The 23660-nt window shown below is 74.8% G+C and carries 18 protein-coding genes; 5 read left to right on the top strand and 13 right to left on the bottom strand.

Annotated features, from left to right (window positions below; all coding sequences use genetic code 11):
* Positions 1-80: 80 nt before the first annotated feature.
* The 3 genes from ABTY56_RS03545 to ABTY56_RS03535 all read right to left on the bottom strand — a co-directional run bounded on the left by ABTY56_RS03545 (position 81) and on the right by ABTY56_RS03535 (position 2194).
* On the bottom strand, positions 81-710 hold the full coding sequence (locus ABTY56_RS03545; RefSeq protein WP_502893014.1) for a DUF305 domain-containing protein: 630 nt from the start codon (positions 708-710) through the stop codon (positions 81-83).
* Between the two features lie 149 nt (positions 711-859).
* Positions 860-1525, bottom strand: a complete 666-nt coding sequence (locus tag ABTY56_RS03540) for a thioredoxin-like domain-containing protein (RefSeq protein WP_350626091.1) — start codon at positions 1523-1525, stop codon at positions 860-862.
* A 102-nt stretch (positions 1526-1627) separates the two neighbouring features.
* A complete protein-coding gene (locus ABTY56_RS03535) occupies positions 1628-2194 on the bottom strand; it encodes a hypothetical protein (protein ID WP_350626089.1) in 567 nt (188 codons plus the stop codon).
* Positions 2195-2522: 328 nt separating this feature from the next.
* Here ABTY56_RS03535 and ABTY56_RS03530 point away from each other — a divergent pair, with 328 nt between their 5' ends.
* Positions 2523-4361, top strand: a complete 1839-nt coding sequence (locus ABTY56_RS03530) for a PP2C family serine/threonine-protein phosphatase (RefSeq protein ID WP_350626087.1) — start codon at positions 2523-2525, stop codon at positions 4359-4361.
* A 550-nt stretch (positions 4362-4911) separates the two neighbouring features.
* On the opposite strand, the gene ABTY56_RS03525 is transcribed toward ABTY56_RS03530, so the two are convergent.
* The 4 genes from ABTY56_RS03525 to ureA form a co-directional block, all read right to left on the bottom strand.
* Positions 4912-5511 (bottom strand): TetR/AcrR family transcriptional regulator, encoded by a 600-nt coding sequence (locus ABTY56_RS03525; RefSeq protein ID WP_350626085.1) that lies wholly within the window; start codon positions 5509-5511, stop codon positions 4912-4914.
* A gap of 83 nt (positions 5512-5594) precedes the next feature.
* Positions 5595-6641 (bottom strand): agmatine deiminase family protein, encoded by a 1047-nt coding sequence (locus ABTY56_RS03520; protein WP_350626083.1) that lies wholly within the window; start codon positions 6639-6641, stop codon positions 5595-5597.
* A 47-nt stretch (positions 6642-6688) separates the two neighbouring features.
* Positions 6689-8410: an urease subunit alpha gene (locus tag ABTY56_RS03515; RefSeq protein ID WP_350626081.1), complete on the bottom strand. Its 1722-nt coding sequence runs from the start codon at positions 8408-8410 to the stop codon at positions 6689-6691.
* Positions 8411-8507: 97 nt separating this feature from the next.
* Positions 8508-9218 (bottom strand): urease subunit gamma, encoded by a 711-nt coding sequence (gene ureA, locus ABTY56_RS03510; protein WP_350626079.1) that lies wholly within the window; start codon positions 9216-9218, stop codon positions 8508-8510.
* 624 nt (positions 9219-9842) lie between these two features.
* On the opposite strand from ureA, the gene ABTY56_RS03505 reads away from it, so the two are divergent.
* Both ABTY56_RS03505 and ABTY56_RS03500 read left to right on the top strand, forming a co-directional pair.
* Positions 9843-10337, top strand: a complete 495-nt coding sequence (locus tag ABTY56_RS03505) for an ATP-binding protein (RefSeq protein ID WP_350626077.1) — start codon at positions 9843-9845, stop codon at positions 10335-10337.
* 356 nt (positions 10338-10693) lie between these two features.
* A complete protein-coding gene (locus ABTY56_RS03500; protein ID WP_350626075.1) occupies positions 10694-13027 on the top strand; it encodes a SpoIIE family protein phosphatase in 2334 nt (777 codons plus the stop codon).
* Between the two features lie 99 nt (positions 13028-13126).
* On the opposite strand, the gene ABTY56_RS03495 is transcribed toward ABTY56_RS03500, so the two are convergent.
* The 5 genes from ABTY56_RS03495 to ABTY56_RS03475 form a co-directional block, all read right to left on the bottom strand.
* On the bottom strand, positions 13127-14242 hold the full coding sequence (locus ABTY56_RS03495; RefSeq protein WP_350626073.1) for a DUF2637 domain-containing protein: 1116 nt from the start codon (positions 14240-14242) through the stop codon (positions 13127-13129).
* 213 nt (positions 14243-14455) lie between these two features.
* Entirely contained in the window at positions 14456-15394 is a 939-nt protein-coding gene (locus ABTY56_RS03490) for a (2Fe-2S)-binding protein (RefSeq protein ID WP_350626071.1), read from the bottom strand.
* 163 nt (positions 15395-15557) lie between these two features.
* The gene (locus ABTY56_RS03485) at positions 15558-16400 is read right to left on the bottom strand and encodes a hypothetical protein (RefSeq protein WP_502893010.1); all 843 of its coding nucleotides are present in this window, start codon (positions 16398-16400) and stop codon (positions 15558-15560) included.
* A 202-nt stretch (positions 16401-16602) separates the two neighbouring features.
* On the bottom strand, positions 16603-17457 hold the full coding sequence (locus tag ABTY56_RS03480; RefSeq protein WP_350626069.1) for a hypothetical protein: 855 nt from the start codon (positions 17455-17457) through the stop codon (positions 16603-16605).
* Between the two features lie 141 nt (positions 17458-17598).
* The gene (locus ABTY56_RS03475; RefSeq protein WP_350626067.1) at positions 17599-18216 is read right to left on the bottom strand and encodes a nucleotidyltransferase family protein; all 618 of its coding nucleotides are present in this window, start codon (positions 18214-18216) and stop codon (positions 17599-17601) included.
* Between the two features lie 130 nt (positions 18217-18346).
* On the opposite strand from ABTY56_RS03475, the gene moaA reads away from it, so the two are divergent.
* Entirely contained in the window at positions 18347-19342 is a 996-nt protein-coding gene (moaA, locus tag ABTY56_RS03470; protein WP_350626065.1) for a GTP 3',8-cyclase MoaA, read from the top strand.
* A 95-nt stretch (positions 19343-19437) separates the two neighbouring features.
* The gene (locus ABTY56_RS03465; RefSeq protein ID WP_350626063.1) at positions 19438-21012 is read left to right on the top strand and encodes an alpha/beta hydrolase; all 1575 of its coding nucleotides are present in this window, start codon (positions 19438-19440) and stop codon (positions 21010-21012) included.
* A gap of 137 nt (positions 21013-21149) precedes the next feature.
* Here the strand turns inward: ABTY56_RS03465 and ABTY56_RS03460 are convergent, their stop codons facing one another.
* Positions 21150-23636 carry an ArnT family glycosyltransferase gene (locus ABTY56_RS03460; protein ID WP_350626061.1) on the bottom strand — a complete coding sequence of 829 codons (2487 nt, stop codon included), beginning with the start codon at positions 23634-23636 and terminating at the stop codon, positions 21150-21152.
* Positions 23637-23660: the final 24 nt, after the last annotated feature.

Genomic DNA, 23660 nt, shown 5'->3' with positions numbered 1-23660 from the left:
CGGCGGGGACGGTACGGGACCGTCGGCCGCGCCCCGGCCGTCCGGGGAACGAGAGGGATGGGCCTGGCTCGGGGCCCTGCTCAGGAGGCGGGCACCCCGGGGGCCGCGCCGCGCTCCGTGAGCATGTCGGTCATCAGCTGCAGCTCCGATGTCTGGGCGACCACCATCGACTGCGCCAGCCGCTTCTCGGTGTCGTTCCTGGCCAGGTCCACGTAGCCCTGGGCCATCTCGACACCGCCCTTGTGGTGCTCGATCATCAGCTGCAGGTAGAACACCTCGGCGTCCCGCCCGCTGAGCGAACGCAGCTTCGCGATCTGGGTGTTGGTGGCCATGCCGGGCATCAGGGAGCCGTCGTTCGCCTGGTAGTCGTGGCCCATCTTCATCCACGCCATCGGCTTGGCGGTCGAGTGCTGCGTCAGTCCCCACTGGTCCAGCCAGCCCATCATCATCCCGCGCTGGTTGGCCTGGGTGTTGATGATGTCGAAGGCGAGGGTGCGGGTCGGCTCGTCGCTCGTGCGGTCCCGTACGACGAACGACAGGTCCACCGCCTGCTGGTGGTGGGTCGCCATGTCGCGGGCGAACCCGGCCTCGGGCGAGTCGTCCGCGGGGACGGACAGCGAGGTGCCGGAGGCGGAGGTGCCGCTCGCGACCAGTGCCGGCACCCCGAGTGCCAGCGCCACGGCGGCGGCCAGCGCGGCCGGCCACCACATGCGCCGACGGCGCGGGGCCGCGCCCCCGCCGTCCTCGGCGGTGACGGCCTCGGTGACGGCCTCGGTGACGGCCGCCGCGGCCGTCCCGACGGCGTCGCCGGACGCCGCCCCCGCGGACGCGGCGCCCTCGGGGCGGCCCGCGTCGGCGGTCACATCGCCCCCATGGTGCAGGAGGCGCCCGGCTCCTGGGTCTGCTTGCCCTGGACGTACTTGGTGAAGAACTGGTTGACTCGCGGGTCGCTGGCGCTGTCCACGACCAGCTGGGTGCTCCAGGCGTTCAGGGTGATGGTGCCCTGCTCGTCCGGGTACGGGCTCATCAGCGAGTACGGGGTGGCCTTCACCTTGTCGGTGAGGGTCTTGATGTCGTCCGGCGTGGCCTTGCCGTTGTACGTCACCCAGACCGCGCCGTGCTCCAGCGAGTGGACGGCGCGCTCGTTCTCGACCGGCTGGTCGTAGACGTGGCCCATGCAGTCCAGCCAGACGGCGTTGTGGTCGCCGCCGACCGGCGGGGTCATCGGGTAGGTGACCTTCTCCTTGACGTGGTTGCGGGTCAGGTCGCCGAAGGTCTTCACGCCCGGGATGTCCGCGTTGGCGGCGGCTTCCTTGTCCTTCTTCTTCTGGTTCTGGTCCATGACGATCCAGGTGCCGGTGGCGATCGCGCCGATCACCAGCACACCGGCCACCACCGAGGCGACGACCTTGTTGCGGCGGTCGCGGCGCTGCTCGGCGGCGCGCAGCTCGGCTATCCGGGCGCGGCGGTCGAGCCCGGCCTGCTTGCCGCCGGACTTGTTGGACTGCTTCGAGGCGGAACCCATGGTGGTGTCCTTGTCTCCGCCGCGCACCGGTCGGTGGCGGCGGTCAGCTGGAGGGGGAGACGGCGCGGATCCGTCGGCGTCGGGGCCGGCGGTGGGTTCCGCTCAGGAGCGGTGGACCTGGAGCTCGTGCAGGTCGGGCGCCGGGTGCGAACCGTCCAGCAGGCCTGCGGGCACCACCCGGGGCGGCGCCTCGGGTGCGCCGGAGGTCACGGGTGACACGGCGGGCTGCGGCTGCGGTGGCGGATTCGGCAGCTGGGCGTCCTGCGGGCAGAACGGGTGGCTGGAGCAGCCGTTGTTGCGCGGGGGCTCGCCGTCGGCGGTGCAGAGGATCCAGTGCCCCTGCTCCTCGGCGATCCGGTGCTGGTCGGGGGCCTTCGAGGCCTTGCCGACCTCGACGACCTTCGCGGCCTTGGCGGGCTTGGTGTCCTGCGCGGCGTGGCCGGCGTGGGGCGCTTGTCCGGTCGCGATCCGGACGCTGACGACGCTCACGGCACTGACGGGGGCCGCGACCGGCACCGGACGGACGGGCCCGTCGATCGCCTTCGCCTGGCCGGCGCAGGGCAGCATCGTCAGCAGGGCGACGAGCAGCAGGACCAACAGCGCACCCACCGGGCGGCCCGCCGGTGCGGCCCTCCCCGGTCGGGGTGAGCTGGGGGCCGACGCGGTCATGCGGACATTTAATCAGCCGAACGTGTGAAGCGATGCCCCCCATCGGCCCTCATTTTCGGGGGCCCGAACGCCCGGATGTCCAGGAAACACCCTGCTCCGGGCACATCCGGCAAGCACGGACGGAACGGAAACGGACGGAGCGGTGACGTCCGCGGTGAGATGACCGGGACACGGCGACGAACCGGCTGGTCGGCGGCGTGGCCGGGATGTTCCGGTGGGTGACCGGTTGTCGCCGAAACCCGGACAGGGTCGTTGCAGGTGGAGAACAATGACGTCGAGCCCGGCCCGCCGGGGGCGGCGCGACCACGGACCGAGCAGGAGCCGCCAGATGAGCAAGCAGGGTGCACCCGCACAACCGCACCGGCCCGACGACGGCTGGTGGGACACCGTCTACGACGGCCCGGCGGGCACCCTCCCGGACACCCCGCACGCCGACCCGGGGGACGGCAGCGTGGACGACTGGTTCGACACGGCGGTCGGGCTCATCGGGCAGCAGCGGTCGGCGGAGCCGGAGCCCGCACCGGAGGCTGCGCCGGCCCCGGAGGCTGAGCTCGCGCCGGAGCCGGAGCCCGTGCCGGAGGCTGCGCCAGAGCCTGCGCCGGTGCCCGTGGTCGCCCCGGAGCCCTTGCAGGACGGTGGGGACAGCCTCGACGACTGGTTCGCCACCGCCGTCGGGGTGATCGGCGGGACGGAGGGGGTCGGGCGCCGGCGGGGCTCCATGGAGACCCACCAGTTCCCGGCGCCCTCCTTCGCCGACGACAAGCCGAAGCCGAAGGCGGAGCCGGCGTCTGCATCTGCGTCGGAGCCGGTGTCGGAGTCGGAGTCGGCGTCTGCGTCGGAGGCTGGTTCGGTCTCGCTGGAGAAGACCGCGCTGCCGTCGGCTCCGGAGCCGGTCGCCGAGCCCGAGCCCGAGCCTGTTGCCGACGATGCCGAGGTCGGATTCGAGCCCGTCGCCGCCGGAGTCCCGGCGGCCGCCGAAGCCGTCGAGACCGCTGAGGTTGCCGAGGCCCCTGAGGTCGTCGACGTTGCCGAGGCGCCCGAAGCGGTGGAAGCGCTCCAAGCGGTCGAAGCCGTCGAAGTGGTGGAGGCCCCCCGAGCGCCCGAGGCGGCTGCGACACCCGCCCCTCACCCGACCCCCGAACCCGAGCCCGATCACGCATCGGCACCCGAACCCGACCCTGAACCCGCCCCTCCCGCCGTCGCCGTCCCCGACCCCCGCCTGGCCTCCCGCACGCCGCTCGCCGACGGCGGCGCCGCCGTCCCGCACGTGGGTGAACGCCCCCCGACGTACGGGCCCGAGCCGACGGCCGTACCGGAAGCGGATCCGGGCTCGCTGCGCTCGATCGTCCCGGACACCGTGCTGGAGGGCGCGCAGTACGGACCGTCCGTGCTGCGCGCCGCCTCCGTCCGGGGCGACTCGGCCCGCTACCGGGGGGAACCGCGCCGGGACTGCCTGGTGGTCACCCGCTTCGGCGACGGACCGGACGGACTGCTGCTCGCCGTCCTCGGCGGCTTCGACCGGACGGACGGCGCCGAGGGCGAGACGATCACCGCGGAGGCCGTCGCCACCGCCACGGGCGAGGCCTGCCGCCAACTCGCCGCCGCGATCGGACGCAGCCGGGCCGGGCTGGCCGCCGACCTGCGCGACGGCGCCCGGGACCGGCTCCGCTACGGCCTCCAGCGGCTGGCCACCGGCGCCGTGGCCCCGCTGCGCGCGCTGGCACCCCGGGCGGAGGGGGACGGCACCCCGTCGCCGGCCTCGCTGCACTGCCTGATGGTCTCGCTCGACCCGGCGGCCGGCTACCGCGCGGCCTTCGGCGTCGGCCCGGGCGGCCTCTACCTGCTGCGCTCCGGTCACTGGATCGACGCGTACGCGGCTCGCCTGCTGCACCACCCGGACGGCCAGCCGCCGGTACCCGAAGCGCCGGTCCCGGACCCGCGCCCGTTCCGCTTCCGGCTCGTCCCCGCCACCCCGGGCGACATCCTGCTCCTCTGCACCCCGGGCCTGAGCCGCCCGATCGCCGACGAACCCGCCGTCGCCCACTTCCTCTCCACCCACTGGGCTCACCCCCACCCCCCGGGCACCGTCGACTTCCTGCGCCAGGTCCAAGTCCGCGCCAAGGGCTACGCCGACGACCGCACCGCCGCCGCCATCTGGACCGAGTGACGCCCTGCGCGCCAGAAGTCGACCCAAGCGACTTCTGGCGCAAGAGGCGAACCTCCCCAGCCCGGGAAGCAAATCTGTAGACCGGTCTGCATATTCTCGCGCGGCCCGCGGTAAGGCCGCGCAGGAAGTCGGCGGGCCCGACTTCCTGCGCGCAGCCGGGTTGCGCCGGGGCGGCCGATATGTAGACCGGTCTGCATATTTCGAGGCGGTCGCGTCGGCGCTGCGCAGGAAGTCGGCCTGGCCGACTTCTGGTGCGCTGGATGCGCGCTTACAGATGGTGAATCTCTAGACCGGTATGCATAATTTTTGCCCCGGGGCGGCCAGGGGATGACGCTTGCGCAGGAAGTCGGCGGGCCCGACTTCCTGTGCGTGGCCGGGGGTGCGGAGGAGCGCTGGGGTGGCCGGTATGTAGACCGGTCTGCATATTTTGCCGAGGCGTCGGCGCTGCGCAGGAAGTCGGCCTGGCCGACTTTTCGTGCGGGCGGGCGCCCGGGGGTGACCAGAATCAGTAGACCGGTCTGCATATTCCCCCTCGTGGCCGGGGCGCGGTTCAGGTGCGGAGGAGGATGTTTGCTACGGCGGTGGCCTGGGTGATGGCGGCAGGGGGATGGGCGTCGGGGAGGCCGATGGCGATGGGGACGGCGAGGCCGTCGAGGAGGGCGCGGATCTGGGTGGCGCGGTCGGCGGTGGGGCCCGGGGTGAAGTGGCCGGTGGCGGTGCCCTCCTCGATGAGGGCCACCAGCTCGGCCTGCCAGGGGGCCTCGATCTCCTGCTGTCCCTGGCGGATCTCCGCGCTCGCGGGGGAGCGGCCCCACACCTCGACCCAGAGGATCCAGCGCGGGTCCCCCGCGCCCTCGGGCAGGTAGAGGCGCAGGTAGGCGTCGAGGCGCTGCCAGGGGTCGAGGGAGTGGTCGGCGAGGGCGTCGTGGCGGCGGGCGCCGAGCTGGTCCTCGCTCCAGCGGAGGGTCTCCAGCAGCAGCTGGTCCTTGCTGCCGAAGTAGTAGAGCAGGTGCCCGGCGCTCATCTGGAGCTGCTTGCCGAGGGCGGCCATGGTGAGCTTGGCCAGCCCGTGTTCGGCGATCGCGGCCCGGGCGGTGGCGTAGACCTCCTCGCGGGGGCGTGCCGGCCGGCGCGGGCGGGGGTCGGCCATGTGCGGTGCTCTCCCTCGGTGGAACGGAGGTTCGAAGGCTACCGGAGCGGGGGTCGCGGGCCCCCGCTCCGGCGGCTCCGGGGTCAGGCCTTGGGCTGCTGCTGGGTGATGCAGTGGATGCCGCCGCCGTTGGCGAAGATCTCGCGGGCGTCGACGAGTTCGACGGTGCGGCCCGGGTAGGCGCGGCCGAGGATGGCGGCGGCCTCCTCGTCGCGCGGGTCGGCGAAGGCGCACAGGATCACGGCGCCGTTGGCCACGTAGTGGTTGATGTAGGAGTAGTCGACCGGCTCGCCGTCCTCGTCCAGCAGGACGGTGGGGGCGGGCAGTTCGATGACCTCCAGCTGCCGGCCCTGGGCGTCGGTCGAGGCGCGGAGGATGGCGACGAGCTCCTGGCAGACCTCGTGGTCCGGGTGGGAGGGGTCGGGCTGGACGTGGGCGACGACGACGCCGGGGCGCACGAAGGAGGCGACGATGTCGATGTGCCCGCGGGTGCCGAACTCGTCGTAGTCGCGGGTGAGTCCGCGCGGCAGCCAGATCGCCTTGGTGGTGCCGAGGAAGGCGTGCAGCTCGGCCTCGACCTCCTCCTTGGTCCAGTCGGCGTTGCGGCCCTCGCCGAGCTGGACGGTCTCGGTGACCAGTACCGTGCCCTCGCCGTCGACGTGGATGCCGCCGCCCTCGTTGATCAGCCGGGAGGCGAACCGCTGGACCTCCGTCAGTTCGCTGATGTGCTCGGCGATGTGCTGGTCCTTGTCCCAGCGGGCCCAGGACTGTGCACCCCAGCCGTTGAAGATCCAGTCGGCGGCGGCCAGCGTGCCCTTGCCGTCGATCAGGAAGGACGGGCCGATGTCGCGCATCCAGGCGTCGTCCAGCGGGCGTTCGACGATCTCGACCTGCTCCGAGACGTACTTGCGGGCCTCGGCGGTCTCGCCGGTGTTGACGATCAGCGTCACTGGCTCGTAACGGACGATGGTGTTGGCGACGGTGGCCCAGGCCTCGCGGCCCGCGTGCAGTGCCTCGGGGCTGTCGAAGGTGGGGTTGGTGGTCGGGAAGGCCATCCAGGTGCGGTCGTGCGGGTGCCACTCGGCTGGCATCCGGTAGCCGAGGGAGGCGGGCGTGGGGGTGGTCATCATCAAGTCCTATGGGGGAGATCGAGGGGGATCGGAGGGGCGGGGGGGGATCAGAGGAAGTAGAGCCGGCTGAGCGAGACGCTGTCGGCGGGCTCGGAGCGCAGCGGTGAGCCGTCCAGCGAGACCAGCCCGGTCTCGGTGACCTCGACGTGGCCGACCCGGGCGTTGCGCACCATGTCGCGCGGCCCGATGCCGCGGGTGCCCCGGACGCCGACGCGGCGGCGGCGGGTGGGCAGCCCGTCGGCGGGGCGGTCGAGGTAGGCGCCGTCGGCCGCGGCCTGGGCGACGAAGGCCACCGAGATGTCGGCGGCGGTCGCGCCGTGGGCGCCGAACTGCGGCCCCAGGACGAGCGGTTCGCAGCGGTCGGTGGAGGCGTTGGGGTCGCCGACCACACCGTACGCCGGGAAGCCGGCCTTGAGTACGAGCTGCGGCTTGGCCCCGAAGTGGTCCGGGCGCCAGAGCACGATGTCGGCGAGCTTGCCGATCTCGATCGAGCCGACCTCGTGCGAAAGGCCGTGCGCGATGGCCGGGTTGATGGTGAGCTTGGCGATGTAGCGCAGCACGCGCTCGTTGTCGTCGCCGCTCTCCGTCGTCCCGTACGAGCCGGTGCCGTCGAGCGGGCCGAGCTCGGCCTTCATCTTGCCCGCCATGGCGAAGGTGCGGCGCACCGTCTCGCCGGCCCGGCCCATCCCCTGGGCGTCGGAGGAGGTGATGCCGATGACCCCGAGGTCGTGCAGCACGTCCTCGGCGCCCATGGTGCCGGCCCGGATGCGGTCGCGCGCCATGGCGGCGTCGCCGGGCAGGTCGACCTTGAGGTCGTGCGCGGAGACGATCATGCCGAAGTGCTCGCCGAGGGCGTCCCGGCCGAACGGCAGCGTCGGGTTGGTGGAGGAGCCGATGACGTTCGGCACGCCCGCCATCTTCAGCACGTTGGGGACGTGTCCGCCGCCGCAGCCCTCGATGTGGAAGGCGTGGATGGTCCGGCCCTCCAGCACCTTCAGGGTGTCCTCGACCGACAGGCACTCGTTCAGCCCGTCGGTGTGCAGGGCGACCTGGACGTCGTACTCCTCGGCGACCCGCAGTGCGGTGTCCAGCGCGCGGGTGTGCGCGCCCATGTCCTCGTGCACCTTGAAGCCGGACGCGCCGCCCTCGGCCAGCGCCTCGACCAGGGGGGCCGGGTCGGAGGACGAACCGCGGCCCAGGAAGCCGATGTTGACCGGCCAGGCGTCGAAGGCGTTGAACGCGTGGCGCAGCGCCCACGGCGAGTTGACGCCGACGCCCCAGACCGGGCCGAACTCCTGGCCGATGATCGTGGTGACGCCGGAGGCGAGCGAGGCCTCCATGATCCGCGGCGAGAGCAGGTGGACGTGGGTGTCGATGGCGCCGGCGGTGGCGATCATGCCCTCGCCGGAGACGATTGTGGTGCCGGTGCCGACGACCACGTCCACGCCGTCCAGGGTGTCCGGGTTGCCGGCCCGCCCGATCGAGGCGATCCGGCCGCCGATCAGGCCGATCGAGGTCTTGCGGATGCCCTGGACCGCGTCGATCACCAGCACGTTGCTGATCACGACGTCGCAGGTGTCGCGGACGGCGGCGGGCTTGAGGTGCAGGCCGTCGCGGGCGGTCTTGCCGAAGCCGGCCAGGAACTCGTCGCCGGGCGCCTGGGAGTCGGACTCGACGCGGACGATCAGGCCGCTGTCGCCGAGCCGGACCCGGTCCCCGGCGCGCGGGCCGTGGACGGCGATGTAGTCGTGCGGGGTGATCGCGGTCATGCTCCGGCCTCGCTTCGCTCGCCGGACCACGCCCGCGTGGCGGCTCGGTTGAATTGCTCTCCCCCGGCCTCCGGCGGGGGGTACCCCCATCGTTCGTTCACGAGGGCACCTCCGAGTCGTCGAAGCCGGTCAGGTAGCCGGTCGCGCGGGCCTTGGCCAGGGCGGCCTCCTTCGCGCCGGGCGCGTCGAGGGGACCGTCCACGAGCCCCGCGAAACCGATCGCGACCCGCTCGCCGCCGATCGGCACCAGGCCGACCTCGACGGTGGCGCCCGGGTCGAAGCGCACCGAGGAGCCGGCCGGGACGGCGAGGTGGGTGCCGTAGGCGGCGGCGCGGTCGAAGGCCAGGCGCGGGTTGGCCTCGAAGAAGTGGAAGTGCGAGGTGACCGAGATCGGTACCCCGGAGGTGTTGTGGACGGGGAGCAGCAGCGTCTCCTCGATCGGGTCGTAGCCGGCTCCGTCGCCGATCAACGCGCCGCCGGGGGCCTCGTCGCCGAGCGAGCCGGCGCCCTTGAACGGGTCGTTGACGACGGCGAGGCGGGTGCCGTCGTCGAAGACGGCCTCGACCTGGACGACGGTGACCACGTCCGGCACGCCGGGCAGCACGTCGTCGGCGGTCAGGACGGAGCGGCCGGCCTCGATGGCCTCGGCCAGCCGCAGGCCGTCGCGGGCGGCCTCGCAGACGGTGTCCGCGATCAGGGCGGTGGCCTCGGGGATGTTGAGGCGCACGCCCCGGGCGCGGCGGGCGCGGGCCAGCTCGGCTGCTGTGAAGATCAGCAGCCGGTCCCGCTCGGTGGGGGTCAGTCGCACGGTTCCTCGCTCGCGGTCGCCGGGGAGGGGGGTTCGGCTCGGGGCTTCGGGGGGCTTCCGGGGGTGATGTTTAGAACGTCGTTCAAACATCTCGGGTCATTGAACCCGGACCGGGGCGCTCTGTCCAGCGTTGCCGGTCCGCGCGGGTTCGGCTCCCTGGGCGGGGGATGGGGGTGAGGGGCCCGGGGCGGTGGGCGCCGAGCGGGGCGGCGGGAGCGGGGCGCGGGCGGGGGTTGCGGCGGGGGGCGCGTGGTCGGGTGCGCGGTCTGGACGGGCGCCGGGCGTACGCGGGATCGGGTGGCGGCGGCTTCGAAAACTGCCTCTGCGCTTCGCAAACCTGTCCGGCGCGGGCAGTTGGATCACGCGAACCTCCCCGTGCCCCTTTCACCCCACGTGATCGGACGCACACTGTTGCAAACGCCGTCAACTGGGCATGAGGATGGTGGTCAGATCGAGGGGGCCACCCGGCCGGCGGGGGATCCGGAGGCGGGGGCCCGGATTTCAGGGCGGGGGCATGTGGTGATGGACGGTCAGTCGCGATTCCCGCGTCAGAGGACGAGTTCGGGCGACGCCTACCGGTCCGGGCCGGTCCAGGGAACGGTCGGCGGTACCGGAGCGCCCGGCGTGAACGGGGTGGCCGGGGTGGCCGGGGTGAACGGCGTGAACGGGGTGGCCGGCGTGGCCGGGGCGAACGGGACGGCCCGGCAGGGCACACCGGCCCCAGAGTGCGCCCTGCACCGGCGGCTGCACCTGACGCTCGACCCGGCCGACCTGGTCGCGGTGGGCGCGGTCCGGCAGCGGCTGCGCTCCGCACTGAGCCACTGGGGGGTGCCGGAGTTGTCCGACACCGCCGAGCTGCTCTCCTCCGAGCTGGTCACCAACGCGCTGCTGCACACCGCCAAGGGTGCGGTCTTCGATGCGGTGCTCGGCTCGGACGACCGGCTGCGCATCGAGGTGCAGGACGGCGCAAGCAGGTTGCCCGGGCGGCGGCGCGATCCGGAGGCCGAGTACGCGACCTCGGGGCGCGGCCTGATGCTGGTGGAGGCGCTCGCGGACTCCTGGGGCGTGCAGCTGAGAGGCGACGGCAAGGTCACCTGGTTCGAACTCGCGTTGCCCTGACTTCGCCCGCCGCAGTCGTACGATTGTTCGCAGTCGATTGATTCGCCGTCGAAGGAAGCCCTGAACAGAAGGCGGAACGGAAGATTTCCGGCCCGTTGGCATTGCCGCTCGGCGGAACATTGGCCAGGATGGTGGGAATGTGTGTCCACGTGCAAGAAGCAGCGGGGAGACCGTACCTCGACTGACCACCGTCCGTCGGCACCGTCCTATCCAGCATGACTCATCACATCGCCTCGCGGCCCGTCCGGACGGTCGGCGCGGTCCGCCACGGCAGCGGCAGGAGCAGCATGCCCACTGAGCCCGAGTCGCCGGGGCCGGCGCTTTCTCCCGGCGCGTCCGCCGTGGAACCGCGAGCCGTGGAGCCCAGAACCGCAGAGCCGTGCACCGTGGAGGCGCGCGCCGCAGAGCCGCGAACCGCCGATGCCCCCATCGCCGAGCAGCGCACCGCAGCGCCCGGAACCCTCGGGCCGCCCGTCGTCGGCCCCACCACCGCCGGGACGGGCCGGGCCCGGCCGCCCGCGCAGGCGAACCGGCGGAGCCCCGCGGTGCGCCCGTCCCCCAGCCTCGCCGCCGCCCGGTTGGCGCCCGTGCTGTCCGGCGGGTTGCCGCCCGCGTCCGCCGACTCCATGCCGGACTGGCTGGAGCCCGCGATGGCGGCCAACGGCATCGGCTCCTTCGACTGGGACATCCGCCGGGACGTCCTGGAGGGCGACCCGCGGGCCTGCGCGATCATCGGCCTGGACGCCCTGGAGCAGGCCCGCTTCGACCGCACCGCCGACTCCTTCCTGTCCCTGCTGCACCCCGAGGACGCGCCGGTGGTGCGTCGCCGGGTCGAGCGCGCGGTCGCCGAGCTCGGCCAGTGCGGCGCCTACTACCGGACGGTCGGGCCGAACGGCGCCATGCGGGCGGTGCGCTTCCGCGGCCGGGTGCTCGCGGACGCCTTCGGCCGGGCCTCCCGGATGGTGGGCTTCGTCTGGGACGCGACCGTCGAGCTGCACAAGCGCGACCACGCCGACCGGATGGCCCTGCTCCGTGAGGAGCGTTCCCGGTTCATCAAGGAGGCGGCGCGCGCCCTCTCCGAAGCCGTCACCGTCCGTGACGTGGCCCGGGTGTTCACTGAGCTGCCGCTGCCCGGGCTGCCGCCGGACGGCCTGGTGCTGGCCTCCTTCGAGGCCGGACGGGCCCGGATCCTCGGCGCCTCCGGCTACCGCACCGAGGCGCTGGCGGTCTGGGACCGCACCGTCCTGCCCGCCGGCCACCCGGCCGCCGAGGCGCTGCGGCACCGCGCGCCGGTGTTCGTCTCGACCCGCGAGGACTTCCGCGACGGCTACCCCGAGGTGTGGGAGCCCACCAGTCGCACCGGTCGCGGCTCCTGGGCGTACCTGCCGCTGGTGGCCAGCGGCCGGGCGATCGGCGTCTGCGTGGTCAGCTTCGACGACGAGCGGGAGCTGGACGCGGACGAGCGCACCCTGCTGACCACCCTGGGCGGGCTGGTCGCCCAGTCGCTGGCCCGGGCCCGGCTGCACGACGCCGAGCACGAGCTGGCGGCCGGCCTGCAGCGGGTGATGCTGCCGCGGACCGTCCCCTCGGTGCCGGGCGTGACGACCGCCGTGCGCTACCTCGCGGCCGGCTCCGGCCTGCAGATCGGCGGCGACTGGTACGACGTGGTGCCGCTGCCCGGCGGGCACGTCGGCCTGGTGATCGGCGACGTCCAGGGCCACGACGTGCACGCCGCCGGGATCATGGGCCAGCTGCGGATCGCGCTGCGTGCCTACGCGGCCGAGGGCCACCCGCCCGCCGCGGTGATGGCCCGCGCCTCCCGGTTCCTCGCCGACCTGGACACCGACCACTTCGCGACCTGCACCTACGCCGAGGTCAACGTGGACTACGGCGTGGTCTACGCCGTCCGGGCCGGCCACCTCGACCCGGTGGTGCGTCGCGCGGACGGCACCGTCACCGTGGTGCCGGTGGCCGGCGGGCTGCCGCTGGGCATCGACCCGGACCAGGAGTACCGGGTCACCCGGTTCAGCCTGGACCCGGGCGAGACCGTGCTGCTCTGTACCGACGGCCTGGTCGAGGCGCGCGGCATGGACCTGGACGAGGGGATCTCCCGGCTCACCCGGGTGCTCGCCCGCCCGCTGCCGCGCGCCGACGAGGCGGCCCGCGACCCGCTGGAGGAGCTGGCCGACCGGATCGCCTCGCAGGCCGCCGACTCCAGCGAGCGCGAGGACGACATAGCGCTGCTGCTCCTGCGCTGGGACGGCCCGGCGGGCGGCCTCGCGGCCCAGCAGTTGCGCCGTCGGATCGGCCAGGCCGACCTGGCCCGGGTCGCCGAGGTGCGGGCCGAGCTGCGCGACGCGCTGCGCCGCTGGGGCGTCGCCGAGTTCATCGACACCGCCGAACTGCTCTCCTCCGAGCTGGTCACCAACGCGATCCGGCACACCGACCGGGACGCCATGTTCACCGCCCGGCTCTACCGGGAGCCCGAGGAGGACGGCGGGCGGGCCCGGCTGCGGGTCGAGGTGGAGGACGAGTCGGACCTGTGGCCGACCCGCCGCACGCCGGGGGAGCAGGCCTCCTCCGGGCGCGGCCTGATGCTGGTCGAGGCGCTGGCGGACTCCTGGGGCGTGGAGCCGCGCGGCTCCGGCAAACGGATGTGGTTCGAGCTCAGCGGGGCGGCGGCGGCCTGACCGCCCGGGGGGCGAGCCCGGGGCGCCGCCGCCGCTCCCGCGAGGGGGCGGCGGCGGAGGGGCCGACGGCGCCCTACGGGATCATCGGCCCCCGGGGCGTCAGCCGAACTGCTGCTCCAGGTCCTTCAGTTTGCGCTCCAGCGAGTCCAGCCGGGGCAACGTGACGGTGTCCTCCTCCAGGGTGAGGTCGATGGTGCGCCGCTCCGGGCGGGCCGGCAGACCGGGCTGGACGACCGTGCCCTCGGCTGGCTCGACCTCGCGCGGCGCGGCGGATCGCTCCACCTCGGGCCGTTCGACCGCGGGCCGTTCCACTGCGGGTCGTTCCACTGCGGATCGTTCCACTCCGGGCCGTTCGACCGCGGCGGGCCCGCCGACTATGGCGGGCTCCGAGCCGGACTCCAGCTGCCGCGCGGCGCCGCCGCCCCGGCGCCAGGTGCCGTGGGAGCGGCTGATGGCCCGGATCTCGGCCCGCTCGCGGCGCCCGGCCAGCTTGCGGCGCTCCTTCTCCTGGGCGCGCTCCCGCTTGTCGTCGCGGACCTCGTCCACCGCCTCGTCCAGGCTGCGTACGCCCTCCAGGAGCATCAGCGACCAGGCCGCGTAGGTCTCGCGCGGGGCGCGCAGCCAGCGGACGATGCGGATCTGCGGCAGCGGGCGGGGGACGAGTCCCTGCTCGCGCAGCGCGGCCCGGCGGGTCTGCTTCAGCGCCCGGTCGAACAGGACCGCCGCCGAGAGGGACATGCCGGAGAAGAACTGCGGGGCGCCGGCGTGGCTCAGGCCGCGCGGGGCGTGCACCCAGTTGAACCAGGCCGAGGCGCCTGCGAAGACCCAGACCAGCAGGCGGGAGCCGAACGCCGCGTCACCGTGGCTGGCCTCGCGGACGGCGAGCACCGAGCAGAACATCGCGGCGCCGTCGAGCCCGAACGGGACGAGGTACTCCCAGCCGCCGGACAGGCCCAGGTTCTGCACACCGAAGCCGACCAGTCCGTGGAAGGACAGCGCGGCGGCGACACCGGCACAGCAGAACAGGAGCGTGTACGAGGCGGCGCCGTAGAGGGATTCCTTGCGGCGGCGCCGTTCCTCGGAACGCTCCCAGGAATCCGTACCTGTGGTGCCGGCGGATCCCCGGCTGCGGAGCAGGGCCACCAGGAGCGCGCTGACCAGCAGCCCCGCGACTAGGGTGATGGCCCACCCGAGCGGTATGTCGGACAATTTCATCGCCGGAACCAGCCTCGCTTCCTTCGTCGCGTTCCTGTGTCGTGGTGGCGGGGACCATCATGACGGATGCTCGGCGGGCGAATGACCGATTCGGTGTCAATGCGCTGGAGAGAGGGATTTCTGACGCAGCGACAAGACGATTGTCTGACTAATCTGGCGTGGATTGTTCCTGAAATTCCGGGCTTTCCGGATCTGATATCGGACGAACATTCGTCAACCCCGCGTGACGCGTGGGCAGCCACCGCACATGTCCTCCGCTGCGACGGTGTAGACGAGGCAGCAGCTGGCCCGGGCCCGGTCCGTGGTCGAAGCGTCGTCGCAGCCGGGCGCCGGGGGCGCGAAGCCGGCGTCCGGGGTGAAGGGCGCCGGGGCCGGAGCGGGGCCCCCGTCCGCGCCGGGCGCGCACGCGGGCTCGCCGGGCCCTCCACGCCCGCTCGGCCCGCCGGGTGCCAGTAGCGCGGACAGCTCGGCGCGCGCCCGGTCCGCCTCCCCCAGCAGCCCGCCCGCGTACCAGAGCCCCTCCGCCACCGCGTCCGTGGCCATCGCCCACAGCACCCGGGGCCCGCGCCGCGTCTCCGGGCGGAAGGCGGCCAGCACCGGCGCCAGGAACCCGCCCAGCGCGCACCGCAGTTCGGCGGCCAGCGCGTCCCCGTCCGGCACCGTGCGGGCCGACGAGCCCGCGACCGGGTCGTCCGGCAGGCAGACGAACCCGCCCGGGCGGACGGTCAGTTCCACCGCCTCGGGCCGTCGGCGCAGCGAGACGTCCCCCAGGGCGAGCAGCGGGACGCGCCGCTCCAGGAACCACGGCAGCGTGAACAGCAGCGAGACCGGCCAGACGAAGCGGTGCAGTCCGAAGCCGGCCGCGACGTCCGGGCGCAGCGGCTGCCCGTAGCGGGCGAGGCCCCGCCGGGCATCGTGGGCGATCAGCTCGCGCACCGCAGCGGGGCGGGTGGCCAGGTCGGCGGCCGGCAGCCAGCCGGCGCCGCGCCGGGGTGGTGCGCAGCACACGCTCAGGACGGGGGTGAGTCCGGTCAGCCGGTGGTACGAGGGGGCGCCCGGGACGGGGGAGTCCGGTGCGCCGGCGGGGGCGTGCGCCCCGGCGCTGCGGGGGGCGCACGGCGTGGGGCCGGGCCTGGTGCTGCTCGCGGTCATGGGCGGGCCCCATCGGGTCGACCGGGGCCCGCCCATGGACCGCCCGGCGGCGCCCGGCGGCGCTGGTGCGTCGGGCGCGGCCGGACCGGGGCGTGGCGGTGCCCGGGGAACGGCAAGGCGACCCGGCCGGGGCACTGCTCACCCCAGCCAGGTTAGGCTCACCTTAGCTGATTGTTCCCCGAGTCTCGCTCGCGATGCGTCCGTCCGGGGGAGGCCCCGGCGCGCGGGCGGCGCCCAGCTGGCGTGCGAGCCAGACCGGGACCCCGCCCAGGGCGTGCACCAGCCGGGTCGCCTCGGCGCGCAGCCGCGCGGCCTCGGCCGGTTCGGACACCTCGGCGAGCGCCGCGAGCGCCGGAGCCACCCCTACCGTGAAGCCGAGTTGCTCGCGCAGTCGCAGGGAGGCGTCGAAGCCCTCCCGGGCGTGGCCGCGGTCCCCGCGGGAGAGTGCCAACGCGGCCAGGTGGCGCCAGGTGTACGAGCGCAGCAGTTCGTCCCCCCGTTCGCCGGCACCCTCGTGCGCGCGGCGGTAGGCGATCCAGGCGGCGCTGCGGTCGCGCAGCAGGTTCTCGGCGACCAATCCGCGCCGGAAGTCCAGCAGTGGGCGGCCCGGCGCGTCCGGCGGCAGCAGGGCCGAGGTCCGGCCGAGCGCGGCCTGCGCCTCGTCCAGCCGGTCCCGCGGGCCGAGCACGCTCGCCACGTACGCGAGGAACCCGCGGGCGCAGGCGGCGCCCGCGCGCTGCTCGGTGCCGGCCGCCAGGGCCTCCGCCAGGCGCAGCGCCTGCTCCGCCTGGGTCCAGTTGGCGGCGGTGAACAGGCACTGCTCGATGAGGAGTTCGGCGCGCCCGAGGGCGGCTGTCGGGTCCTGCTCGGCGGTCGGGCGCAACAGTTCGGCGGCCTCCTGCCAGCACGCCCGGGACCTCAGTCGCCACACGGTGTCGCCCGGCTCCTCCGATGCCGCCCGCCCCCGCCCGTCCGGGCCGCTCGGGCCCCATCCGTGCTCCGACAACGCCACCTCCTTGTGTGCGCCATCCAGCAGGACGCGGACCCGCCCCTGGGGCCCTGCCGCCACGACCCGTGCGCATGGCAACGGCAGGGCGAAAGGCCCGCGCTGTGGCGGCAATTCAACACGGGGGTGAGCTTGTGCACCAGATCACGAGCGGAGGTTGTTGCTTTCGGTGGGGAAATGATCTAGAGGAGCCTCCGGGTGGTCAGGAGGTCCAGCCGGTCTCCATCAGGGCCTCGGCGGCGCCGTTCGCGGGCTGTGGCACGCCGGCCAGGTCCAGGCTGAACAGGGCGACCAGCAGCTGCTCGCCGCGCACGGTGGCCTGGTGCGAATAACCCGCGAGGGTGAACATCGCGGCGGCCATCTCCTCGGCGTGCAGGGTCTGCAGCCACAGGCACTCGACCGACTTCACGTCGGCCGGCTCGGTCCAGGTGTCGACCTGGGCGACCATCCGGCTGCCCAGCAGGGTCACCCCGTCGCGCTCCTGCGCCTCCGTCAGTTCCAGGTCGTCGAAGCCCAGCCACTCCAGGTAGCGGGCGGCGGTGAACACCGCGTCCTGCGAGGTGCGCACCGGGTGCGGGCGGAAGGGGGTGCGGTGGCGGAACGGGCGGGCGCGGCCGGTGGAGGCACCGGGCGGCGCGGGCGGGGCGGGCACCGGCGCGCCGATCGGGTGGGCCGGGTGGGGGCGGGAGGCCTGCGGCCCGGGGGCGGCGAGCGGCCCGGCGGTGCCGCTGCCCAGCCGGGTGGTGCGGTCCACCGGCAGCCGGACGGTGGCGCCGCAGTTGCAGGTGAACTCCGGCTGCGGCCACTGGTCGGAGCGGCCGCAGTGCGGGCAGCGCATGCTCAGCCAGGAGTCCTCCCAGGAGCGGAAGCGCACCTGCACGGGCACTCCGCCGCGCAGCAGCGGCACCTTGAGCGAGGCGCCGCAGGGGCAGGGCAGCGAGGGCGGCTCGTAGAGGTGCTCGCGGCGGCAGGCGGGGCAGCGGATCGCCCGGGCGCCACCGCCCGCCCCCGGCCGCGTGGGGTCGTGTCCGGTGAAGTCGTCGGGCAGTCCTGCCATCGCGGGCTCCGTCCGTCGGTGTCGGGTGGGTGGGACGATTCCCATGCTCCCCGAAATGTCCGGCGCTGGGCGCGGAATGGGGCAATCCTCAGGGACGGATCAGGGACCGGCGGCGGCCGGCCTCCGTCCAGGGGAGGACGGTCACCCGGCGGACCAGCGGGCCAGGTCGGCGGGGGTGTCGAGGTCGTCCGGGACGGCGACGTCGGCGCACTCGACCAGGACGACGTCCGCCGCGTGCGCCGCCAGCAGGGCGCGGGCGCCGGCGTCGCCGCGGGCGCCCGCGGCCGCCTCGGCGACGTGCCGGGCGCCGATCAGCACCGGGTGGCCGCGCCGTCCGTCGTAGGCCGCCGCGGCCAGCTCGGCGCCCGCCCGGTGGGCGGCCAGCAGCCGGGTGACGGCGGCCGGGGTGACACCCGGGGTGTCCACCAGCATGACGAGCACCGCCGAGGCCCCCGGGGGCAGTGCGGCCAGACCGGCCCGCAGCGAGGAGCCCATGCCGCCCGACCAGTCCGGGTTGGCCACCAGCCGGCAGCCCGGCAGGTGCGCGGTGGCCCTGACCTGCTCGCCCGCCGCGCCCAGCACCACCGTGACGTCCGCGCAGCCGCCGGCCCGGACCACCGCCACCGCGTGCTCCACCAGCGGCCGGCCCCCGTACCGGATCAGCGCCTTGGGGCGTCCGCCGAGGCGCCGACCGCCCCCGGCGGCGAGGACGAGGGCGGCGACCGGGGCGGGCCCGGCAGGTGTCGGCGCAGTCTGCATGGCCCCCAGCCTGCCCCTATGGGGCGGAGGCACGCATTGTGTGAATCCACAAGGCGAAGCCGCAGGTGGCGGCCGGTCCCCGGCGGTTCGGCCGCTGGCCCTGCGGGCGTCCGCCCCCTGTACTGGGTCGATGAACACCGCACCGCGCCCGCTGGTGGACCGTTTCGGTCGGGTCCACACCGATCTGCGGGTCTCGTTGACCGACCGCTGCAACCTGCGCTGCACCTACTGCATGCCGGCCGAGGGCCTCGACTGGCTCGCCCGGGACGCGGTGCTCGGGGACGACGAGGTGGTGCGGCTGGTGCGGATCGCCGTGGAGCGGCTGGGGATCGCCTCGGTACGGCTGACGGGCGGGGAGCCGCTGCTGCGGCGGGGGCTGCCGGGGCTGGTCGGCCGGATCGCGCGGCTGGGGGCAGAGGTGTCGCTGACGACCAACGGGATCGGCCTGGCGCGGACGGCGCTCGCGCTGCGCGAGGCGGGGCTGGGGCGGGTGAACGTCAGCCTGGACACCCTGCGGCCCGAGCGGTTCGCGGCGATCACCCGGCGGGACCGGCTCGGCGACGTGCTGGCGGGGCTCGCGGCGGCGAAGGCGGCCGGGCTGGGGCCGGTGAAGGTGAACGCGGTGCCGGTGCGCGGCGTGAACGAGGACGAGATCGTCGCCCTGGCCGAATTCGCCGTCGAGCACGGGTACGTGATGCGGTTCATCGAGTCCATGCCGCTGGACGCGCAGGAGGCGTGGGACCGCGCGGCGATGGTGACGGCCGAGGAGATCCTGGCCGCGCTCGGGCAGCGGTTCGACCTCGTCCCCGTCGGGCGGCACGGCGGCGCGCCGGCCGAGGAGTGGCGGATCGCGGGCACGGACGCGGTGGTCGGGGTGATCGCTTCGGTGACCCGGCCGTTCTGCGGGGGCTGCGACCGGGTCCGGCTGACGGCCGACGGGCAGCTGCGCAACTGCCTGTTCGCGACGGAGGAGTCCGACCTGCGCGCGCTGCTGCGCGGCGGGGCGGACGACGCCGAGGTCGAGCGGGCCTGGCGGGTGTCGGTGGCGGGCAAGGCGCCCGGACACGCCATCGGGAGCGCGGACTTCGTCCGCCCCGACCGGCCGATGTCCGCGATCGGCGGCTGACGGAACCTCACGTCCGAGGGGCGGGCGCGGGCGCGGGGTGCGACCCGGGTTCGGAGCCGGGCCGGGTCGGATGGTATTCGTGGGCGGTGGCCCCGATGACCTCCCGCTTCCCCAGATTCCCCAGGTTCCCCCGGCGTACCCTGCCCGCCCTCGCCCTCGGCGCGTCCCTCGCCCTGCTCGCGGGCTGCACCGGCTCCGGCGGCGCGGGCCGTACCGGCAGCCGGCCGCCGCTCGACGACCTGGTCGCCACCGGCGCCGCGCCGGCCCTGCGCGCGCTCTACGGCCAGCGGATCGACTGGCGGCCCTGCCCCGACGACGCCGACGGCGGCCAGGACGGGCCGGCCATCGAGTGCGCGACCCTCACCGTCCCGCTGGACTACACCGACCCCGGCGGCCGCACCATCGGCGTCGCCCTCGCCCGGCTGCCCGCCGCCGACCCGCAGTCGCGGATCGGCGCCCTCCTGGTCAACCCCGGCGGGCCCGGCAACTCCGGTGTCACCATGGTCCGCGGGGACTGGAAGAGCTACCAGGGGCTGCACGAGCGCTTCGACCTGGTCGGCTTCGACCCGCGCGGCGCCGGTGACACCACCCCCGTCCACTGCCTGGACGACCGCACCCGCGACAAGTGGAACGCCACCGACGACCCGACCTACGACCACGGCCGGGTCCTCGCCGACGCCTGCACGGCGAGCCACGCCGACCTGCCGCACCTCGGCACCCGCGACGCGGCCCGCGACCTCGACGTGCTGCGCGGAGCCCTCGGCGAACGCAAGCTCGACTTCCTCGGCCTCTCCTACGGGACCCACCTCGGCGCGCTCTACGCCGAGGAGTTCCCCGGCCGCACCGGCCGCCTCGTGCTCGACGGCGCCGTCGAGCACGGCACCGACCCGATGCGGCTCGACGTCGAACAGGCCGTCGCCGGCGAGACCGCGTTCCGGGCCTTCGCCACCTCCTGCGCCACCGACGACGGCGCCGACTGCCCGCTCGGCACCGACCCGGACGCCGCCCCGCGACGCCTCGCCGACTTTCTCGACGGCCTGAGCGACCGCCCGCTGCGCGCCTCCGACGGCCGCACCGTCACCGCCGCCCTCGGCTGGACCGCCACCCTCAACGTGCTCTACGACGGCCGCCGCTCCTGGTACCGGCTGCTCGACGCCCTCGGACCGGCCCTCGGGCGGGGCGACGCCGACGCCCTCCTCGGGCTCGCCGACGGTGCCACCGGGCGCGGCGAGAACGGTCGGTACGCGACCGTCGCGGACGCCTACGCGGCCATCTCCTGCGCGGACCTCCCGGCGCCCGACGGCGCGCAGCTGAAGGCGGCCCTCGCCGACCTCGCCGTCCAGGCCCCGCTGACCAGCCGGCACAACCCGCTGACCACCCTGCTCGCCCCGGACTGCCGCCCCTGGCCGTACCGTTCGACCGAACGCCCGCACGTCGTCCGGGCACCCGGCAGCGCCCCGGTCCTGGTGGTCGGTTCCACCGAGGACCCGGTCACCCCGTACCCGTGGGCGCAGCGGCTGGCGGCCGGGCTGGAGCACGGCGTGCTGCTCACCCGCGACGGTGACGGGCACACCGCGTACGACAAGAGCGCGTGCGTCCGGTCGGCCATCGCCGCGTTCCTGGAGGACGGCCGGATGCCGGCGGTGGGGACGCACTGCCCGTCCGACTGAGCGGCTCCGGCGGGTGCGGGTGCGGGTGCGGGCGCGGGTGCGGGCGCGGGCGCGGGTGCGGGCGCGGGTAGGGGCCCGCGCACGGCAGAGGGGGCGCACCGCGCGGACGCGGCGCGCCCCCTCTGGGGGCCTCACGGTCAGGAGGTCGGGGCCGTCAGGTCGTAGAAGGTGGCCGAGCCGACCGTCTTGGCGGTGAAGTGGGCGGCGACCCAGGACTCGATCCGGTTGTTCTCCGACTCCTGCCGCTCACCGCCCTCCGCGCTGCTGCCCGCGCCGCCGAAGCCTCCGCCGAAGCCGCCGCGGGAGCCGCCGGCGACGAACCAGTGGACCTTGCCCTCCTGGACGTACTTCTGGAAGCCCGCCAGGCTCAGCGAGGGGTCGGTTCCGTTGAAGCCGCCGAGGGCCATCACCGGCTCCCCGGTGGCGAGTTGGTAGCTTGCGGCGTTCTGCGAGCCGACGGTGGCGGCCGCCCAGGTGTAGTGGTCGGCGTTCTCCTTGAGCAGGGAGGCGGCCTCGTCGCTCACCTTGGTGCCGCCGAGCAGACCGCCCATGCCGCCACCGCCCATCCCGCCGCCGTTGAAGCCGCCGGGGGCCGTGCCCTCGGCACCGGTCGCGCCGGGGGCGCCGGGGGCACCGGGGAAGGTGCCGTTGGTGCCGTTGGCGCCGCGCTGGTGGCGTCCGTTCGCATGGTCGGAGCCGGAGCCGGAGCCGTTGCCGCCGCCGTTGCCGGCGCCGGGGAAGCCCCCGCCGTTCTGCCCGCGCGTGCCCTGCCCGCCCGGGAAGCCCTGCCCGCCACCCGGGAAGCCCTGGCCGCCGCCCTGGCCACCCTGGCCGAACGAACGGCCGTTGCCGCCGCCCGGGAAGCCCATGCCGCCGGGGAACCCCTTGCCGCCCTTGCGCCCGCCGCCGGGCCCGAACGCGCCCTGTACGCCCGGTCCGGCGGTCACGATCGAGCCGGTGTGCGGCGTGTCGACGGTGTCCACGGCGTACGCCGCCGGGCCGCCGAGCGCCGCCGCCAGGCCCACCAGGCCCGCCACCGAGGCGATCCGCGCGCCGGTCCGGCCGGAGGTCCGTCCGGCGAGCTGGCCGCCGACCAGCGCGACCGCCGCCGCCAGCCCGCCGACCAGCACCGCCCAGCGCAGCCACGGCAGGAAGTCCGAGCTGCGGCCGAGCAGCACGAACGCCCAGACCGCCGTCACCGCGAGCGTGCCGGCCAGCGCCAGCGCCCACGGCAGGCGGTGTCGCGCCCGCCACAGCCCGTCCACGCCCATGCCGACCAGCGCCGCGACGGCCGGGGCCAGTGCCACCGTGTAGTACTGGTGGAAGATCCCGGACATGAAGCTGAAGATCAGCGCGGTGGAGAGCAGCCAGCCGCCCCAGACCAGGAACGCCGCGCGGGCGGTGTCGGTGCGGGCGTAGCGGCGGGTGCCCCAGAGGCCGACCAGCAGCAGGATCAGCGCGGCCGGGATCAGCCAGGCGATCTGCCCGCCGATGTCGGTGCCGAACATCCGGGTCAGGCCGGTCTCGCCCCAGCCGCGTCCGCCACCGGGCATGGCCCCGCCGGGCATGGCCCCGCCGGGCAGGTCGACGCCGGCCGGGAGCCGTCCGCCGCCGCCCACGCTGCCGCGTTCGTTGCCGTCCACCCGGCCGAGGCCGTTGTAGCCGAAGGTGAGCGACAGGAAGCTGTTGTCCTGCGAGCCGCCGATGTACGGGCGGGCCGAGGCCGGCATCAGCTCGACGATCGCGACCCACCAGCCGCCCGAGACCACCATCGCCACGCCCGCGAGCAGGGTCTGCCGCACCCGCCGCCAGAAGCCGGTGGGCGCCACGACCAGGTAGATCACCGCGAAGGCGGGCAGGATCAGGAAGGCCGCCAGGGTCTTGGTGAGGAAGGCGAAACCGAACATCACCCCGGTGAACAGCAGCCAGCGGGTGCGCGCCGCCTCGGTCGCCCGCACCAGCCCGTACGCGGCCAGGGTCAGCAGCAGCACCAGCAGCGCGTCCGGGTTGTTGAAGCGGAACATCAGGGCCGCGACCGGGGTGAGCGCCATCGCGGCGCCCGCCAGCAGGCCGCCGAGCGGGGAGAAGCGGCGGCGCACCGTCGCGTACAGCACGCCGACGGTGGCCGTGCCCATCAGCGCCTGCGGGGCCAGCACCGACCAGGAGGAGAGGCCGAGGACCCGCGCCGAGAGCGCCATCGGCCACAGCGCGGCCGGGGGCTTGTCGACGGTGATGAAGTTCCCGGCGTCGGAGGAGCCGAAGAAGAACGCCTTCCAGCTCTGGGAGCCGGCCTGGACGGCGGCCGAGTAGAAGGCGTTGGCCCAGCCGGACGCGCTCAGGCCCCACAGGTAGAGGGCGGTGGTCGCGGCCAGCAGTGCCAGCAGGGCCGGGCGCACCCAGCGCGGGTCGTCCGCGCGCCCGCGCCAGGCGCGGGCCGGGAGGGTGCGCAGCCGGCCGGACCAGGAGGCGGGGCCCTTGGGGCCGACGGGCGGCAGGGCCTGCTCGGGGAAGAGCGGTGCCCGGTCCGACCGGGCGGGCTCCGGCTGTGGCACCTCCGGCGGCGGGAAGTTCGCGGCCTCGGGCCACGGGTCGCCGGCCGGAGGGGAGTAGCTGCTCGTGGTCATGCGCCATACGCTGCGTGGCGCGAC

The sequence above is a fragment of the Kitasatospora sp. NPDC097691 genome (genome assembly GCF_040302665.1).
In the GTDB taxonomy this organism is placed as follows: Bacteria; Actinomycetota; Actinomycetes; order Streptomycetales; family Streptomycetaceae; genus Kitasatospora.
Note: the sequence above shows the minus strand (reverse complement) of the source record. Positions and strands in the feature narration are given on the sequence as shown.

Excerpts from the sequence above, each read along its gene's own strand:
- ABTY56_RS03545 (WP_502893014.1), bottom strand. The coding sequence starts at position 710 with ATGTGGTGGCCGGCCGCGCTGGCCGCCGCCGTGGCGCTGGCACTCGGG.
- ABTY56_RS03495 (WP_350626073.1), bottom strand. The coding sequence starts at position 14,242 with ATGAAATTGTCCGACATACCGCTCGGGTGGGCCATCACCCTAGTCGCG.
- ABTY56_RS03520 (WP_350626083.1), bottom strand. The coding sequence starts at position 6,641 with ATGATGACCACCCCCACGCCCGCCTCCCTCGGCTACCGGATGCCAGCC.
- ABTY56_RS03515 (WP_350626081.1), bottom strand. The coding sequence starts at position 8,410 with ATGACCGCGATCACCCCGCACGACTACATCGCCGTCCACGGCCCGCGC.
- ABTY56_RS03475 (WP_350626067.1), bottom strand. The coding sequence starts at position 18,216 with ATGCAGACTGCGCCGACACCTGCCGGGCCCGCCCCGGTCGCCGCCCTC.
- ABTY56_RS03530 (WP_350626087.1), top strand. The coding sequence starts at position 2,523 with ATGAGCAAGCAGGGTGCACCCGCACAACCGCACCGGCCCGACGACGGC.
- ABTY56_RS03480 (WP_350626069.1), bottom strand. The coding sequence starts at position 17,457 with ATGGCAGGACTGCCCGACGACTTCACCGGACACGACCCCACGCGGCCG.
- moaA (WP_350626065.1), top strand. The coding sequence starts at position 18,347 with ATGAACACCGCACCGCGCCCGCTGGTGGACCGTTTCGGTCGGGTCCAC.
- ABTY56_RS03525 (WP_350626085.1), bottom strand. The coding sequence starts at position 5,511 with ATGGCCGACCCCCGCCCGCGCCGGCCGGCACGCCCCCGCGAGGAGGTC.
- ABTY56_RS03465 (WP_350626063.1), top strand. The coding sequence starts at position 19,438 with ATGACCTCCCGCTTCCCCAGATTCCCCAGGTTCCCCCGGCGTACCCTG.
- ABTY56_RS03540 (WP_350626091.1), bottom strand. The coding sequence starts at position 1,525 with ATGGGTTCCGCCTCGAAGCAGTCCAACAAGTCCGGCGGCAAGCAGGCC.
- ABTY56_RS03460 (WP_350626061.1), bottom strand. The coding sequence starts at position 23,636 with ATGACCACGAGCAGCTACTCCCCTCCGGCCGGCGACCCGTGGCCCGAG.
- ABTY56_RS03490 (WP_350626071.1), bottom strand. The coding sequence starts at position 15,394 with ATGACCGCGAGCAGCACCAGGCCCGGCCCCACGCCGTGCGCCCCCCGC.
- ABTY56_RS03535 (WP_350626089.1), bottom strand. The coding sequence starts at position 2,194 with ATGACCGCGTCGGCCCCCAGCTCACCCCGACCGGGGAGGGCCGCACCG.